Here is a 14,359-nt window from a genome sequence, read left to right on the forward strand (position 1 = left end):
CGCCTGCTGCGCCCCATAGGGCCTGGGTCCGTGTCTCAGTACCCATCTCCGGGCTACTCCTCTCAGAGCCCGTACCTGTAATAGTCTTGGTGGGCCATTACCTCACCAACAAACTGATAGGCCGCAGTCCCATCCTACGGCGATAAATCATTTGGAACATAAACCATTCCAGGCATAATGTTCTATCGGGCATTATTCTCAGTTTCCCGAGGTTATTCCCGTCCATAGGTTAGGTTGACTACGCGTTACTGAGCCGTCTGCCTTGTATTGCTACAATGACTCGCATGGCTTAGTATCAATCCGATAGCAGTCAGGTCCGGCAGGATCAACCGGATTCTGAATTATATTTTGTATTTTGATTATTGAAGTACATTTGTACTTTAATTGGAATTGACGGATGCACATAATCTTCACATTTCAGATTTGATCTTTTGATCAGATCCTCATTTTGTATGCGTAACTGGAGGCCCATGAATCACAAAGTGGCATATTGCCATACTTCATCACGAGCGCCGCCTATTGCGTTACGTATGCAGAAGGTGAAGCATACAGAAACCATATAAACCATGCGTGAAATTACGCCTGATCGGTCCAAAAAATTGTAAAAATTACAAGTTTTTTTCCTATCATTCTCTCATGCATAGTTTATTCAAAAAAGGATCAATGTAGAGTACTTTTTGAGGATTAAAATGACAGTAGTGATTCGTTGAATTTGGTTTTGGATTACATAAAAAAGTACAAGGAAAAAACTCGAAAGTCATCTAGTCTGTTTGCCAAATCATTGAAACTTCACGTGAACGGTGTTTCTCATAACATAAGATATTATGCACCATATCCATTTGTAGTAAAATCATCTTCAGGTAAAAATCTTGTAGATGTAGACGATAATAACTATACAGATTATTGGATGGGGCATTGGAGTTTGATTTTAGGACATGCACCATCCAAAGTAAAAGACTCTTTGAGAAAACAAATCGAGAAAGGATGGATGTATGGAACAGTAAATGAGCAAACAATTTTACTATCAGAATTAATTGCAAAGGCAGTTCCAGTAGCTGAGAAAATTCGCTATGTAACATCAGGAACTGAAGCTACAATGTACGCAGTTAGATTAGCAAGGTCAGTAACGGGTAAAAAAATAATTGCAAAGATTGACGGAGGATGGCATGGATATACATCAGATTTACTAAAATCTGTTAATTGGCCATTTACAGAATCAGAGAGTTCTGGGGTTGTAAACGAAGAAGAAATTGTTTCAATTCCATATAATGATTTGGAAAAATCTGTGGAGATTTTGAAAAAACATTCTAAAGATTTAGCTGGGGTAATCATAGAACCAGTATTAGGTGGTGGCGGATGCATTCCAGCTGAATCAGATTACTTGAAAGGAATTCAAGAATTTTGTAAGAAAAATGACTCATTGTTTATTCTAGATGAGATTGTTACAGGATTTAGATTCAGATATGGGTGTCTATACCCTACAATGAAATTGGATCCGGACATTGTGACTTTGGGAAAAATTGTAGGTGGTGGAATGGCAATTGGTGTAATGTGTGGAAAAAAAGAGATTATGGAATATTCCAATACTACTGGAAAGAAAAAGTCTGAACGCAGTTATGTTGGAGGAGGCACATTTTCTGCAAATCCTTCTTCTATGACTACAGGATATTCAACTTTATCTGTATTGAAAAATGGAAAAGCAATATATTCAAAAATTAATGATTTAGGAGATTATGCCAGAAAAGAGTTGAGTAAATCCTTTGATGGTAAAGTAATAGTTACTGGAAAAGGATCTTTATTTATGACTCATTTTCTCAAAAATGAGATTACTAAAATTGTCAATGCTGCACAAGCATCAATGTGTGATGTTAAAGCATTACATGACTATCATTTCAAAATGATTGCACATGATGGAATTTTCTTTTTGCCTGGAAAGCTTGGCGCAATATCTAATGCTCACAGTAAAGAAGATATCAAAAAGATGGTTTTAGCATCTGAGAAATTTTAGCGATAAGAAACAGGATTACAATATGCTTAAGTTGATAAAGAATTTCAAAAAATTATGAGTAAATTTACAACCATAGGAATAATTTTTCTTGTAATAATAGTTCTCATAGGAGGGTTGTTTGCATATTCTTACACACAACTTGGAGTGAATCTCAACAATGTGGAATTTCAAAGTATAGACTGGGAGCCCATTAGTTGGGAAGTTCTCCTAAAGTTAGGAATAAACACATTATCAGGAAATTGGTTTGATGCAGCATTTAGTTTGATTCAAGGAATAAATCTGAATCTTGTATTCAGTTTAAACAACAATGGATTGCTTCCTGTATACATTCCAGATTTACATTACGATGTTTTGATTAATGACGTCCCAATAGGAAGTGGAAACAGCGAAATCAATGCAATAATCAATCCAGGTCAAACAAAAGACATCATATCATTTCAAAACATTAGAAAAGACAGTATGATGCCTGCATCTCTTTCCATAATAAACGCCGACGGGAAAATGAATATCAAAGTGAAAGGTACAGCGTACTTTCAATTATTAGGATGGAAGATACCAGTACCAGTTGAATCAACAAAACAAATTTCAATTTATGATGAAGTAAGAAACAAAATAAATGCAGAAATTCAGAAAAATATTGCAGAGCAAAGTCTAAACTCGTTAATTTGCGGAGATGGCACCCATATTGAAAACGGAAAATGTGTTCCAGATAGTATCATAGAGGGAGTTGCAGATATTTTTGATGAAGTAAAAAAACAGATAGACAAGTTGTTAAAATAAAAACTAACATAGATTTGGAAATGATTGTTGTCTCCACAGGATCAGTCGATTAAAGACATCAAGATAATCACGATGTTTTATCGTGATATGAACATGGGCAAAAAGTTCACCAAACTTCCCTTCAAACATCATTGTACACTCATCTTTGAAAAATGGAACTGAGATGCCAACTTTTGTAACAGATGTAAATTCAAAATCTTCAATTTGAATAGACTTATTTTTTATTACAATATGCTTGCTTTGTGATTTTTTATTTATTGAGGCATCTAACTGTTGTTTTATAGATTCACCCCACACCGGAGAATCTTGAGGCCATCTATGGACATGTACTTTATCTGCTAAATATTGTATTTCAAAATCAGACAACATCCTAAATTACTTTTGAGGAAAATTAAGCGTTATCTTATGCTAGAATTACAATTGATTCTATCTGTTTAGGATCATTAAAGCATGTTTTATTGCGATAGCAATAGTCACATACAGTCCACTTGAGACTTTGAGATCCATAAATGGCGGGCTTGTAAGTTATCAAATATTTGTGATCGTGTCTGTCGTAACAATAGTCCATTTCTAATTAAGATATATTCAATTACCTTATAGAAATCTCGGAAAAAATGTAACTAACTAGATACCAAAACGGCACATCTATGCAAAATTTAAGATATATTAGATAACAGATTTTTATAAAATAACCAATTTCAAATATCATGAATACAAAAAAAGATGAAAAAGAAGCTTATGCAACAGATGATCCTACAAACACATCGGCTGAAGAGCAAGAAAACATGGCAAAGGAAGCCATCAAAAAATTCAAATCATTAAGATAAGCCAAACTTTCATTAGCAGTATTATTTTTATGAAATTATGGGACTATTTGGCTCAAAAGAAAATAATGAAGACTTGATGTACAACGCAATGTCACTTATGGAAAAAAATCAACCAAAGGGAGCAATTACATTATTTAACAAAGTGCTGAACCAAAATTCAAAAAACACATCAGCATTATTTAACAAAGGATTGGCACTAAATCAGATAAAAAAATACAGTGATGCAGTTACTTGTTTTGATAAATTATTGGAGATAAATCCAAAGGATGCACAAGCTTACAACAACAAAGGAATTGCACTTGCTGAAATGGGAAACATTCAAGATGCAGCAGAATGTTATGACAAAGCAATAAAAGCAGACCCAAAACATGCTGCGTCTTATTTTAACAAAGGAGTACTTCTTGACAAACTACAAGAACACCAAGAAGCAATTGAATTTCTAGAGAAAGCAATTTCAATAGAACCTAGAAAGCCAAATGCCATATTTTACAAAGGAATCATTCTTGGGAAGATAAAAAAACATGAAGAGGCATTGAATTGTTTTGATTTAGTTTACAAAAATCATCCTAGTCATATAGATGCACATTTCCATAGAGGTATAGAACTTGCAGAATTGGGAAAACATGAAAAAGCAATTGAAATATTTGATCAAATTTTAACAAAACATAAAGAAAATGTAAATATCATTTATGCAAAATCAAGAAGTAAGGCAGCGCTTGGAGCATATCCAGAATCATTGGAACTGCTAAAACATGCAATAACAAAAAACCCCAAAGTAATTAGAGAGTGGGCAAAAAAGGAAAAAGCATTTACACAATTACACAGTAATGATAAATTTAGAGCACTAGTAAAATTATAAAACTAGTAAAAAATCACAGTATTTTTTTTCTCACGGCATCTATTCGAATTATACCTACTTTCTTTTTAAGATCAGACAGCCTTGCTTCAAAAATTGGGATATATACTTCAGTGATATCATGCAACACGAATTCATCCTTTAGATCTCTAATATCGTCTTCCAGAGGTTTTTTCAAATGAATTTTTAATTTATCAATTGCAGAATCGTATGAAAAATCGGGTTTTTTTACATTGGAATTACCCTCATCCAATATTTTTGTAGGAAAATTCTCAATATTTTTTGAATCAATTTTGAACGGTAACTCTATTTGCATCCCATTATGATCAAACGTCAATTCATCTTCACCTTCTACAAAAACGTGCTCTTCTAAATCCAAATCAATTTTATTTTTACCTCGTTTTCCAACAAATGCTTTTTCAAGACCGGATTTTGAACGAACTTGGAAAATACCATCACCTATAACAACATCATGAACGTTAGAGTCAACATCAATGGTATGAGATGCTTTTCTAAAATAATCAGCGTTGTACTTTCCAGATACTATCAAAGAGCCCTCATAAATTAATTTTAAAGAATCTATATGGATATCCTCCTTTTTTGGTCTAGAAAGTAATGATTTGAAAGGATCTGTCTTCTTTTGCTCAATAATCTCCATCGCTTCTCCGTCTTCAAGAGATTTTTTTATCACAATTTTCTTGACATCAAAATCATTTGTTTCCAAAATCACTCATAATACACAATTCCATCTATTAAATCAATTCTAAGAAAGAAATAATAGAATTAAAATTATTAGAAACACATGGGAATTTCAAAGAAAAAAACACAGGAAACAAAAAAAGGCGGATATATTGATAAATTTCTTAAAAGAGCAGACAAGGCAATACAAGAAGGCCTCAAAAAAGCAGATGAAGTGTTAGATGAGGCAGTGGAACTAGGTGAGATTACTGCAAAACAAGCTTCCAAAGCAAGTAAAGAATTCAGTGAGAAAGCAAAAAAAGAAAATTTAAAATTACAAAAGAAAGGAATTGCAAAATTAAATGAAGGTATTTCATTGGCAAAAAAAATGACAGTCAATACTAAAGAAGAATTGAAAATGCTTGAAAAACTAGGAGAGTTAAGAAAATCAGGAATACTAACAGAAAAAGAATTCCAAGAAAAGAAAAAGAAAATTTTGAGTAGAATCTAATATGAAAAAAACAAGTATTTTTGGAAAGAATGATCAAAGAGAAATAAATCCTGAGTGGTTTACAAATAAAACATGGATGAAGATTCTTTCAGAGAAAATAAAATCAAAAGATCAGGACATGTATCATGTTCATTTTGAAAAAGGTTCTAGAACAAAACTTCATCAACATAATGGAAATCAAGTCTTAATTGGAATTAAAGGCAAAGGTAGTTTAGAGATTTTTAAAAAATACGGCACAAGTAAAACTAACTTTAAGATTAAAAAAATAGAGAAGATAAGCATCAGTCAAGGAGATGTGGTGCACATTCCTGCAAAAACACTTCACACGCATGGTTCAATAAACAAAAAAGAGTTTTCACATATTGCAATCAACATATTGCCAAAGAAAAATTCAACATACAGAACTGATTGGTATGAATCAGATTTTAAAAGTACAGTCACAAAAATCATTTAGACAATATGTCATTACGTAAAAATTCTGAAATAGACATAATTCAAGGTAATGAAGGAACTAAAATAAAACAATATTTTTACCCACATAATACATCAAATGGAATCAATTACAGTTTAGCACACTTTACTTTAAACCCAGGAAGAAAATCAAAACTGCACAAGATGAAATCATCTGAAATTTATTATATTTTAGAAGGTCACGGTGAAATTACAATAGATGGTAAAAGACATCAGTTAGAAAAAGATGATTCCGTTTATGTCCCAGTAAATTCTAATCAATTTATAAAAAATTCAGGAAGTGAAGATTTGCAATTTTTATGTATTGTAGAGCCTGCATGGAAAGCAGATGATGAAATTCTATTAGAATAAACCGAGTACAACTCTGAGCAATTGTTTTTAACATATGACAAATCTGTATTTTCAGTGAATACATACCAAGCATTAAGAATACTAAATATGGATTCTAGAGCATCTCAAAATGAGATCAAGGCAGCATATAGAAAATTGGCATTAGAACTACATCCAGATAAAAAGCAAGATAAGAAAGAAGATTCAGAATTTAAGAAAATCACTGAAGCATACAACCATCTTAAAAAAAATTACAGTCAAGAAAGCAATCTAACACAGCATACAAATCAACCCAAGCCAAAAAAGGATTTTAAGAGAAAGCATCAATGGGGAGCACCAGACGATGGCAACATTCCAGAACAGAACTGGGGGAAATATACGCGTGAGTTTGAAGAGGGAGATCCTGATTTTTGGAAAGAGTATGAAAGAAAATTTTGGGAAGAATACAATGCTCGTGTACGTCCTGACGGAAAAAATGGAGAATATGAAAAAGCCCAAGAACCAAAAAAACAACCAGATATTTCTGTAAATGTAGACAAAAGTTTGTGTATTGGTTGTTGTAGTTGCGAGATGATTGCACCAGAAGTTTTTGAAATAAATAAAAACACAAGATCAAATCCAAAATCATCCGTGATTAATCAAAAAGGAACAGGAATCAATAAAATAATGAATGCTGCAGAGACTTGTCCTACCAAAGCAATTATTGTAGAAGATGTAGAAACAAACGAGAGACTATTTCCACGTTAGATTTTTAATTTATTATAAAGTTCATCCATTTCAAATTCAGACAGTTGGACAGGGTCAAACATACTATGAATCGGACCTGCAGAGTCTTTTTTACTCCTTGGAACTAAATGTACATGGACATGAGGAATTTCCTGACCTGCCTCATGACCATTATGAATTGCAACAAGTGTGGAACCAGTAATAGTATCAACTTTTGAAATCATTAGATGAACAAGCGAGAATAAATCGTTGTTTTCTTCAACAGATAAATCCTGAATCTTGTGATGATGATTTTTAGGGATCACTAGTGTATGTCCACTGGTGAGAGGAAATGCATCCAAAAAAGATACAGAATGAACAGTTTCTTTGAGAAACTTTGATTTAATTTCACCAGAAACAATTTTACAAAAAACACAGTTCACAATACATCAACATATTTTGTAAAATATTAAATCATCTATTATGGAGTTACAATAGTCGCCCAAGCCAGACCTTTACCATATTTGATAGTAGTTTTATCACCAGGATTAAGAGAACAGTCTTCGATTATTTTTGGGACATTATCTTTAGAGTCAACATAACATGTTCCACCATCATTGTTTAAAATTACAACTTCCTCAAAGACATCTTCACGTATAAGATTCCAAAATGGGAAAACCATAGTAGATAGAACAATTCCTGCAGTAAAAAAAGCACCAACAAATACCAACGTAGTTTTTTGACTGGAATTAAGATTCATTTACCAAGTACCGCCATCTCCCGAGTTAGGATCTAGTTTTTTTGCAGGTACATTTCCATGAGCCTTTTTCATATGTTTTTTTAGACGCTCAGGATCATGTAGTTCAGTTCCACATACATCGCACTTGGTTTTTATTTCATTGTTTTTCTTACGATTAAACAATCCCATAATTTCATAAAAATTGAAAATACATTAAAAGTTATTCGAAAATAATGTATGCTAGTTTTTAATTTTATTGGGAAGTGTTACTATGAATGTAGTGGGGTGGGTTTTAACCCGTATTGTTCCTCCATGTTGCTCTATAATATTTTTACAAATTGCCAGACCAAGACCAGTTCCTTTTTGTTTTGTAGTAAACAGAGGCTCAAAAATTTTATCTACATTTTCATCTGAAAGATCATCTCCAGAGTCAATGAATTCTAAAAGAACATAATCATTTTTTTCGTTAATTTTGATCTCAACATTTCCAGTATCAGGTATTGCTTGAATAGCATTCATTATAAGATTAATAAATACAGCTTCTAACTTGATTGGGTCACAATCAAATTCAATATTTTTTTCAAATATTTTAATTTGAATGTCTTTTGGAATTTTGATTTTTTCTACAGAGCTAAGAACAAGTTGACGAAGAGACACATGAGATATTTTCAAAGGAGAATGTCGCACATAATCCAAAACATCGTCGACTTGATGGGCAATTCTATCTACACTTTTGTCTATCAAATCTATTCTAGAAGTAATTTGAGGATCAGAGATCCTTGAATCAGATGTAGTATTCTTTAGTAAATCGACTGACATTTTGATTACAGATAATGGATTTCTCAAGTCATGAGCAAGTCGTGCAGATAATTCACCAATTGCAGAAAGCCTTTCGGATTTAATAGATTCTTCTGACAAATGTTTTAATTCAGTGGTTTTGTGTTCTAGATTCTTGTGTAGTATTGTATTTAATAAAACGATTACAGTAGAAAAAATAATTAACAACATAACTAATATTATTGAAAAATAATTCAACAATCCAGGAGTTGTTTCTGATGATTGTAAGTGTTGCATACTCAATAAAACAATTATAACTGTGACGTTAATGACAATCAAAAATATAGTAATGCCATACTTTGTGAGTTTTTCCGTTTCATGTTTGTGATAATCAGATATTTCATCATTAGTACCAAAAAGACGTTTAGAATAATGCATGCTACGCCATAACGAATAAAACCAAATCAAATAGCTCAAAAGCCATAAAACTTCTATAGGATGATGAGGTGGATATTCATCTGTAGATACTAGAAATAAAAATGCAGTGTCAGCAGCAATAAACATCAAGACCCCAATTAAGATCATCATCCAGAAGGGATTTGTTTTCTTTTTAATCACAAATAAAATTGTAATAATTACAGGTACGAGAACCAGTGAATCAGACACGGGATAAAAAATTATAATGATAGATTCAAGCAATTGATCATTATCTGATTCATAAGTTATGATGATTGTTGGAATTAGTAAAACAGCGGCAAATGAAATTGCAAGAAATATGATCTTTTTTGAAATTTGTTTTTTGAAGGATTTTAAAAAAATTATTAGTGAAACGAACATAAAAATCGGTGCACAGATATAAAATACATCTGCAATAGAAGGAAAAGGATCAATATCTAAAACTTGTTCATAGAAATTCCAGGTTTGTTCTGCAGTAAACCAGGAAATAAAAGATAAAGCTAAAAAAATAGCAGATTTTTTTGGAATTTCTTTAATTTGCTCGGATTTTATTACTGTCCAAACCACCATAATGACAAGACTGCCAGGAATTACAGTATAGAGAAATAAGCTAATTTGATCAAATAACAAAGAATCCATCATCGAAGAATCTATGTAAAAATAGACAAGTACAAGGACAATGCCAATTAATGAGGAGGTCCAGACCTTATCAAAATATCTTGACTTTTGTTTTTGACTCATGATATTGGTGAGATTTTTTAACAAATTATAAAGGATGTGCAATTTTTAAACAATCATGACAATAAAAAATATTACAGTTTTAGGCTCAGGAGTGATGGGACACGGGATTGCGCAGGTATCTGCCACTGCAGGATATAATGTTGTGTTACGAGATATCAAACAAGAATTTTTAGATAAAGCAATGGAGAAAATAAAATGGAGTTTAGACAAACTAGTGTCTAAAGAAAAAATATCCAGAGATGAAGGAGATAGAATTTTTGCAAGGATTGTCCCCGTTGTAGACTTGGCAGAGGCAGTAAAAAATGCAGAGATGATAATAGAAGTAGTTCCAGAGATAATGGAATTAAAGAAAGCAGTTTATGCAGAATTAGACAAAGTTGCAGCACCTGAAGTCATTTTTGCATCAAATACAAGCACATTGCCAATAACAGAGATTGCAAACACAACATCACGTCCTGAAAAATTCATTGGAATTCATTTTTTCAATCCCCCACAATTAATGAAATTGGTAGAAATAATTCCAGGAGAAAAAACTTCACATGAAATCACAGATATAACTAAAGAGTATGTAAAATCAGTTAACAAACAAGCTGTGTTGTGTAGAAAAGATGTCCCAGGATTCATAATTAACAGATTGTTTATTCCAATGGTTCATGAAGCATGTTTTGTAAAAGACAGAACAAATGCAACACTTGAAGAGATTGATTCTGCAGTAAAATTTAAACTTGGATTCCCAATGGGAATTTTTGAATTAGCAGATTTTACTGGAATGGATGTTATTCACAAAGCTACAGTGGAAATGCACCTGCGAGATAAAAAAGTCATCAATCCACATCCACTAGTAGAAAAAATGTTTGATGGAAAAAAATTAGGACAAAAATCAGGGGAGGGCTATTACAAATATTCTGATGACAAGTATGAGCGAGTAGTACTTTCAGAAGAGCTGGCAGAAAAATTCGATCCAATTCAATTAGTTGCCAATATTTTAAACAATGCAGCATGGCTTGTTACAAATGGTGCAAGCGACATTGAAGAAATAGAAAAAGCAGCCCAACTAGGATTAGGACTCAAGAAACCATTATTTGAAACAGCAAAAGAAATTGGAATTAAAAAAATTGTTGACGAGTTAAACAATCTTGCAGAGAAACATGGGGAATTTTACAGGCCAGACCCATTGCTTGTCTCTATGCAGTAGTTAATTCTAAAATTTTCTTTACTGCTTCTTTGGCATTATCTGCACCGATAATTTTTACATTCTCTCGATGATCAATATAACCATCAATGTATTGTGCCACAGGACCATTTAGGTTTCTGATTGCAACCATAGGTTTTTTGTGCATATATGCAGCACATACTTCAGATAAAGTTCCAGAGCCACCACCTACAATAATCACTCCATCAGCAGTTAATGCATTTAAAAAATCACGAGTCAATCCCATACCAGTCGGGATCACAATATCACAGAATTCATTTGCCTCTGAAGCATCTGCTTGAGGAATTATCCCCACAGTCAATCCGTTACCATCTTTTGCACCATGAGCAGCTGCAGTCATTACTCCACCCAAGCCACCAGTGATGAGAACCGAATTAGATTTTGCAATTTCCATTCCAACATCATATGCAACTTTTTCATGTTCAGGAGTACAACCGTTTGTATTATGACCGATAACTAGGATCTGGCGTTTCTTTCCCATAGTCAACGTAATGAAAGTGGTTTGAAATATCTTTCCAAGAGAAAAAGATATTAGTAAAAAATGTGAGTAATTAACATGGAAAGACGTTCAATGCCAGTATGTTTTACTGAAAAACAATACAAAATGATCGAAGAATTTGCCAAGAAAAATGGTATGCTTAATGCAAGTCAGGCTCTTGAGAAAATTTTAAGCCAATAACATTTTTTGTTATTTTTATTTTGTTTACATTTATAGAATATACCGTATTAAAAGGATCAAATGGGATTATTTAGTAAAAAGCCATCGTTTTGTAGTGTCTGTAACAAAGAATTAACTCACAAACACAAACCAAAAAGAGAATGGAATCTTAAAGGTCCACTTTGCGGAGACTGCCATTTTGAAAAATCAAAGGAATACTATGAAGGAAAAGTAAGACAGCCATGTGTCGTATGTGGCAATACACAAAAAATTACAGATTTGTGGGAACCTAGATGGCAATGGGATATGGAAGGACTACTATGCAAAGAATGCTTTGATAAAAAAGAAGAAGAGCACGGTAAAAAGAAAAACTTTTGTTCACTGTGTCAAGGAAAGATGGGATTAATCAGATATAATCCAAAGGGAAATTGGAAGATTGAGGGACAGCTCTGTAGAAAATGTTGGGATGAAAAGAAGGCAGAATTTGGATAAAATGGAGTTTTTTAAAAAAATTAAATGTGAAATTTGTGACAAAAAATTTTCAAAAGAAGAAGAAATCATGAATCACAAACAAATTGTTCATGGTAAAGACTTGGAATATGACTGTAAAGAATGTAACAAATATTTTTCAAACATGGAAGATATGAGAACTCATTTACAAAGAGAACATAGTTACAAAAAAGACAGATAAATTAGATTGCTTTTACTGTTTTGACTACAGGGGGTCTATCTTTAGTAAAGACTCTGAATCCACAAATACATTTGATTTCAGGTAATCTAGATAACTCTGTATTAGAAACGCTAGTACCGCATCTCAAACAAGAATATTTTACTTCAAACGATTCAACAGGAGTTTCTTCAATATCTTCTTGGACCATAATAATCATCAAAATTTCTATAATTTAAGGATACCAGATTATGTTAAAGATAATTCAATGTAAACATCGTCAGGAATCTTTAGTCTCATTAGTTGTCTTATTGCTTTATCATCAGCGTTGATATTGATAATTCGTCTGTGCATTCTCATTTCCCATTTTTCATAGGTTTCAGTACCGCTACCGCATGGAGATTTTCTAGTTGCAATATGCAGTCTTTTTACAGGAAGCGGAGTTGGACCTTTAACCTTAACGCCTGTTTTTTTACCAATACCCATGATTTCCCCACATACGTCATCTAATTTAGGTAGACTGGTAGATGTGAGTTTGACACGGGCGGTTTGGGTCATAAAATCCGCCTATGGTTTGTACTCTTCGGTAATTTCCTTGACAATACCTGCTGCAATAGTTGCACCCATATCTCTAAGTGCAAATCTACCCATTTCAGGAAAATCCTTGAAAGTTTCTATACAAGTTGGTCTCACCGGTCTGATTTTAACAATTGCAGAATCTCCAACTTTAAGGAATTTTGGATTTTCTTCTTCAACTGCACCAGTTGCTGGGTTGATCTTTTGTAGAAACTCAGTAACAGTTGCTGCAACTTGTGCAGTATGTGCGTGCATAACTGGTGTGTAACCAGGTGCAATTGCTGTTGGGTGATGAATTACTATAATTTGGGCTTTGAATTCTTTTGCAACCATTGGTGGGGCATCAGGAGTTCCAAGAACATCACCTCGTTTGATGTCTTTCTTTTCAATACCTCTAAGGTTGAAACCAATGTTGTCACCTGCTTCTGCAGTTGGCATTTCTGTGTGGTGTGTTTCAATTGATTTGATTTCGCCTAAAGCACCAGAAGGCATGACAATAATTTTTTGGTTTGCTTTCATTATTCCAGTTTCTACTCTACCTACAGGTACAGTACCTACACCAGTAATAGTGTAAACATCTTGAATTGGAACACGGAGTGGTTTACCAACTGGTTTTTCAGAAATGGTAAAGTCATCAAATGCTTGTAACAATGTTTTTCCATTGTACCATGGCATGTTTTCAGATTTTTTAACCAGATTGTCACCTTTCCATCCAGAAACTGGAATGAATGGTACGTTTTCTAGTTTGTAACCGACAGATTTTACTAATTTTTCACCTTTCTCTTTGGCTGCTTTGTATGCATCTTCTTTGTATTCAACTGAGTCCATTTTGTTGATTGCAACAATAATCTGACCTACACCGAGTGTTTTTAGCAAAAATGCATGTTCTCTTGCTTGACCACCTGCGGCAATAGCAGTATCAGTTTCACCTTCTTTTGCGGAAAGTACTAGGACTGCTGCATCTGCTTCAGAAGCACCAGTGATCATGTTTTTAATAAAGTCCCTGTGACCAGGAGCGTCAATCAAAGTAAAGAAATACTTTGCAGACTCAAATTTTTGGAAAGCTAGATCGATTGTAATACCTCTTTCTCGTTCATCTTTAATGTTATCCATTACCCAAGCATACTTGAAAGTATCACCTTTTCCGGTCTTCTCGGATTCGGCTCCATGAGCTGCAATAGTTCTTTCATCTACAACTCCAAGATCCATCAAGAAATGACCCATAGTTGTTGATTTTCCATTATCAATATGACCTGTAACAATCAGGTTCAAGTGTGGTTTATCTGCCATATGGATTGCCTATCTGAGGGCATTTATTACTGTTATGAATTTTTGAAGAAAAAATAAAAAATATTCAATTAATTAC

Annotated in this window: 21 protein-coding genes and 1 rRNA gene; 11 read left to right on the forward strand and 11 right to left on the reverse strand. The window is 33.3% G+C overall.

Annotated elements, in window-relative coordinates; all coding sequences use genetic code 11:
- A 16S ribosomal RNA gene (locus tag WDZ98_RS06275) occupies window positions 1–336 on the reverse strand; the annotation flags it as partial.
- Window positions 337–712: 376 nt separating this feature from the next.
- Here WDZ98_RS06275 and WDZ98_RS06280 point away from each other — a divergent pair.
- Both WDZ98_RS06280 and WDZ98_RS06285 read left to right on the forward strand, forming a co-directional pair.
- The gene (locus WDZ98_RS06280) at window positions 713–2,008 is read left to right on the forward strand and encodes an aspartate aminotransferase family protein (RefSeq protein ID WP_368060158.1); all 1,296 of its coding nucleotides are present in this window, start codon (window positions 713–715) and stop codon (window positions 2,006–2,008) included.
- A 54-nt stretch (window positions 2,009–2,062) separates the two neighbouring features.
- Window positions 2,063–2,788: a hypothetical protein gene (locus tag WDZ98_RS06285; RefSeq protein WP_368060130.1), complete on the forward strand. Its 726-nt coding sequence runs from the start codon at window positions 2,063–2,065 to the stop codon at window positions 2,786–2,788.
- A gap of 3 nt (window positions 2,789–2,791) precedes the next feature.
- Here WDZ98_RS06285 and WDZ98_RS06290 read toward each other — a convergent pair whose 3' ends face one another.
- A complete protein-coding gene (locus WDZ98_RS06290) occupies window positions 2,792–3,154 on the reverse strand; it encodes a hypothetical protein (RefSeq protein WP_368060128.1) in 363 nt (120 codons plus the stop codon).
- A gap of 498 nt (window positions 3,155–3,652) precedes the next feature.
- On the opposite strand from WDZ98_RS06290, the gene WDZ98_RS06295 reads away from it, so the two are divergent.
- Window positions 3,653–4,474: a tetratricopeptide repeat protein gene (locus WDZ98_RS06295; RefSeq protein WP_368060126.1), complete on the forward strand. Its 822-nt coding sequence runs from the start codon at window positions 3,653–3,655 to the stop codon at window positions 4,472–4,474.
- A gap of 13 nt (window positions 4,475–4,487) precedes the next feature.
- Here WDZ98_RS06295 and WDZ98_RS06300 read toward each other — a convergent pair whose 3' ends face one another.
- Window positions 4,488–5,201: a hypothetical protein gene (locus tag WDZ98_RS06300; RefSeq protein ID WP_368060124.1), complete on the reverse strand. Its 714-nt coding sequence runs from the start codon at window positions 5,199–5,201 to the stop codon at window positions 4,488–4,490.
- 72 nt (window positions 5,202–5,273) lie between these two features.
- Here WDZ98_RS06300 and WDZ98_RS06305 point away from each other — a divergent pair, with 72 nt between their 5' ends.
- The 4 genes from WDZ98_RS06305 to WDZ98_RS06320 are packed head-to-tail and all read left to right on the forward strand — an operon-like array spanning window position 5,274 to window position 7,208.
- Window positions 5,274–5,660 carry an SHOCT domain-containing protein gene (locus WDZ98_RS06305; protein WP_368060122.1) on the forward strand — a complete coding sequence of 129 codons (387 nt, stop codon included), beginning with the start codon at window positions 5,274–5,276 and terminating at the stop codon, window positions 5,658–5,660.
- 1 nt (window position 5,661) lies between these two features.
- Window positions 5,662–6,114, forward strand: a complete 453-nt coding sequence (locus tag WDZ98_RS06310; protein ID WP_368060120.1) for a cupin domain-containing protein — start codon at window positions 5,662–5,664, stop codon at window positions 6,112–6,114.
- A gap of 5 nt (window positions 6,115–6,119) precedes the next feature.
- Window positions 6,120–6,482 carry a cupin domain-containing protein gene (locus WDZ98_RS06315; RefSeq protein ID WP_368060118.1) on the forward strand — a complete coding sequence of 121 codons (363 nt, stop codon included), beginning with the start codon at window positions 6,120–6,122 and terminating at the stop codon, window positions 6,480–6,482.
- A gap of 54 nt (window positions 6,483–6,536) precedes the next feature.
- Window positions 6,537–7,208: a DnaJ domain-containing protein gene (locus WDZ98_RS06320; protein WP_368060116.1), complete on the forward strand. Its 672-nt coding sequence runs from the start codon at window positions 6,537–6,539 to the stop codon at window positions 7,206–7,208.
- On the opposite strand, the gene WDZ98_RS06325 is transcribed toward WDZ98_RS06320, so the two are convergent.
- From WDZ98_RS06325 to WDZ98_RS06340, 4 genes are read right to left on the reverse strand one after another with little or no spacing between them, the layout of a single operon-like run.
- Window positions 7,205–7,609 carry an HIT family protein gene (locus WDZ98_RS06325; RefSeq protein ID WP_368060114.1) on the reverse strand — a complete coding sequence of 135 codons (405 nt, stop codon included), beginning with the start codon at window positions 7,607–7,609 and terminating at the stop codon, window positions 7,205–7,207. The genes WDZ98_RS06320 and WDZ98_RS06325 overlap by 4 nt on opposite strands.
- Before the next feature lie 38 nt (window positions 7,610–7,647).
- The gene (locus WDZ98_RS06330) at window positions 7,648–7,926 is read right to left on the reverse strand and encodes a hypothetical protein (RefSeq protein WP_368060112.1); all 279 of its coding nucleotides are present in this window, start codon (window positions 7,924–7,926) and stop codon (window positions 7,648–7,650) included.
- A complete protein-coding gene (locus WDZ98_RS06335) occupies window positions 7,927–8,094 on the reverse strand; it encodes a hypothetical protein (RefSeq protein WP_368060110.1) in 168 nt (55 codons plus the stop codon).
- A gap of 51 nt (window positions 8,095–8,145) precedes the next feature.
- A complete protein-coding gene (locus WDZ98_RS06340) occupies window positions 8,146–9,879 on the reverse strand; it encodes a sensor histidine kinase (protein ID WP_368060108.1) in 1,734 nt (577 codons plus the stop codon).
- A gap of 55 nt (window positions 9,880–9,934) precedes the next feature.
- On the opposite strand from WDZ98_RS06340, the gene WDZ98_RS06345 reads away from it, so the two are divergent.
- Complete coding sequence (locus tag WDZ98_RS06345; RefSeq protein ID WP_368060106.1) at window positions 9,935–11,074, forward strand: 3-hydroxyacyl-CoA dehydrogenase NAD-binding domain-containing protein; 1,140 nt, start codon at window positions 9,935–9,937, stop codon at window positions 11,072–11,074.
- On the opposite strand, the gene WDZ98_RS06350 is transcribed toward WDZ98_RS06345, so the two are convergent.
- Window positions 11,064–11,573 carry a TIGR00725 family protein gene (locus WDZ98_RS06350; protein WP_368060104.1) on the reverse strand — a complete coding sequence of 170 codons (510 nt, stop codon included), beginning with the start codon at window positions 11,571–11,573 and terminating at the stop codon, window positions 11,064–11,066. The two genes, WDZ98_RS06345 and WDZ98_RS06350, sit on opposite strands and share 11 nt — an antisense overlap.
- A gap of 75 nt (window positions 11,574–11,648) precedes the next feature.
- Between WDZ98_RS06350 and WDZ98_RS06355 the strand changes: the two genes are divergently transcribed.
- The 3 genes from WDZ98_RS06355 to WDZ98_RS06365 are packed head-to-tail and all read left to right on the forward strand — an operon-like array spanning window position 11,649 to window position 12,441.
- Entirely contained in the window at window positions 11,649–11,771 is a 123-nt protein-coding gene (locus WDZ98_RS06355; RefSeq protein WP_368060102.1) for a hypothetical protein, read from the forward strand.
- A 60-nt stretch (window positions 11,772–11,831) separates the two neighbouring features.
- Window positions 11,832–12,242, forward strand: coding sequence for a hypothetical protein (locus tag WDZ98_RS06360; RefSeq protein WP_368060100.1), 411 nt, complete (start codon window positions 11,832–11,834; stop codon window positions 12,240–12,242).
- A 1-nt stretch (window position 12,243) separates the two neighbouring features.
- Window positions 12,244–12,441: a C2H2-type zinc finger protein gene (locus tag WDZ98_RS06365; protein WP_368060098.1), complete on the forward strand. Its 198-nt coding sequence runs from the start codon at window positions 12,244–12,246 to the stop codon at window positions 12,439–12,441.
- Between the two features lies 1 nt (window position 12,442).
- On the opposite strand, the gene WDZ98_RS06370 is transcribed toward WDZ98_RS06365, so the two are convergent.
- From WDZ98_RS06370 to tuf, 3 genes are read right to left on the reverse strand one after another with little or no spacing between them, the layout of a single operon-like run.
- Window positions 12,443–12,637 (reverse strand): RNA polymerase Rbp10, encoded by a 195-nt coding sequence (locus tag WDZ98_RS06370; RefSeq protein WP_368060096.1) that lies wholly within the window; start codon window positions 12,635–12,637, stop codon window positions 12,443–12,445.
- Window positions 12,638–12,666: 29 nt separating this feature from the next.
- Entirely contained in the window at window positions 12,667–12,975 is a 309-nt protein-coding gene (gene rpsJ / locus WDZ98_RS06375) for a 30S ribosomal protein S10 (RefSeq protein WP_368060094.1), read from the reverse strand.
- A 9-nt stretch (window positions 12,976–12,984) separates the two neighbouring features.
- Window positions 12,985–14,283: a translation elongation factor EF-1 subunit alpha gene (gene tuf / locus WDZ98_RS06380; RefSeq protein ID WP_368060092.1), complete on the reverse strand. Its 1,299-nt coding sequence runs from the start codon at window positions 14,281–14,283 to the stop codon at window positions 12,985–12,987.
- Window positions 14,284–14,359: the final 76 nt, after the last annotated feature.

It is taken from the genome of Candidatus Nitrosopumilus sp. (genome assembly GCF_040878665.1).
Classification (GTDB): domain Archaea; phylum Thermoproteota; class Nitrososphaeria; order Nitrososphaerales; family Nitrosopumilaceae; genus Nitrosopumilus.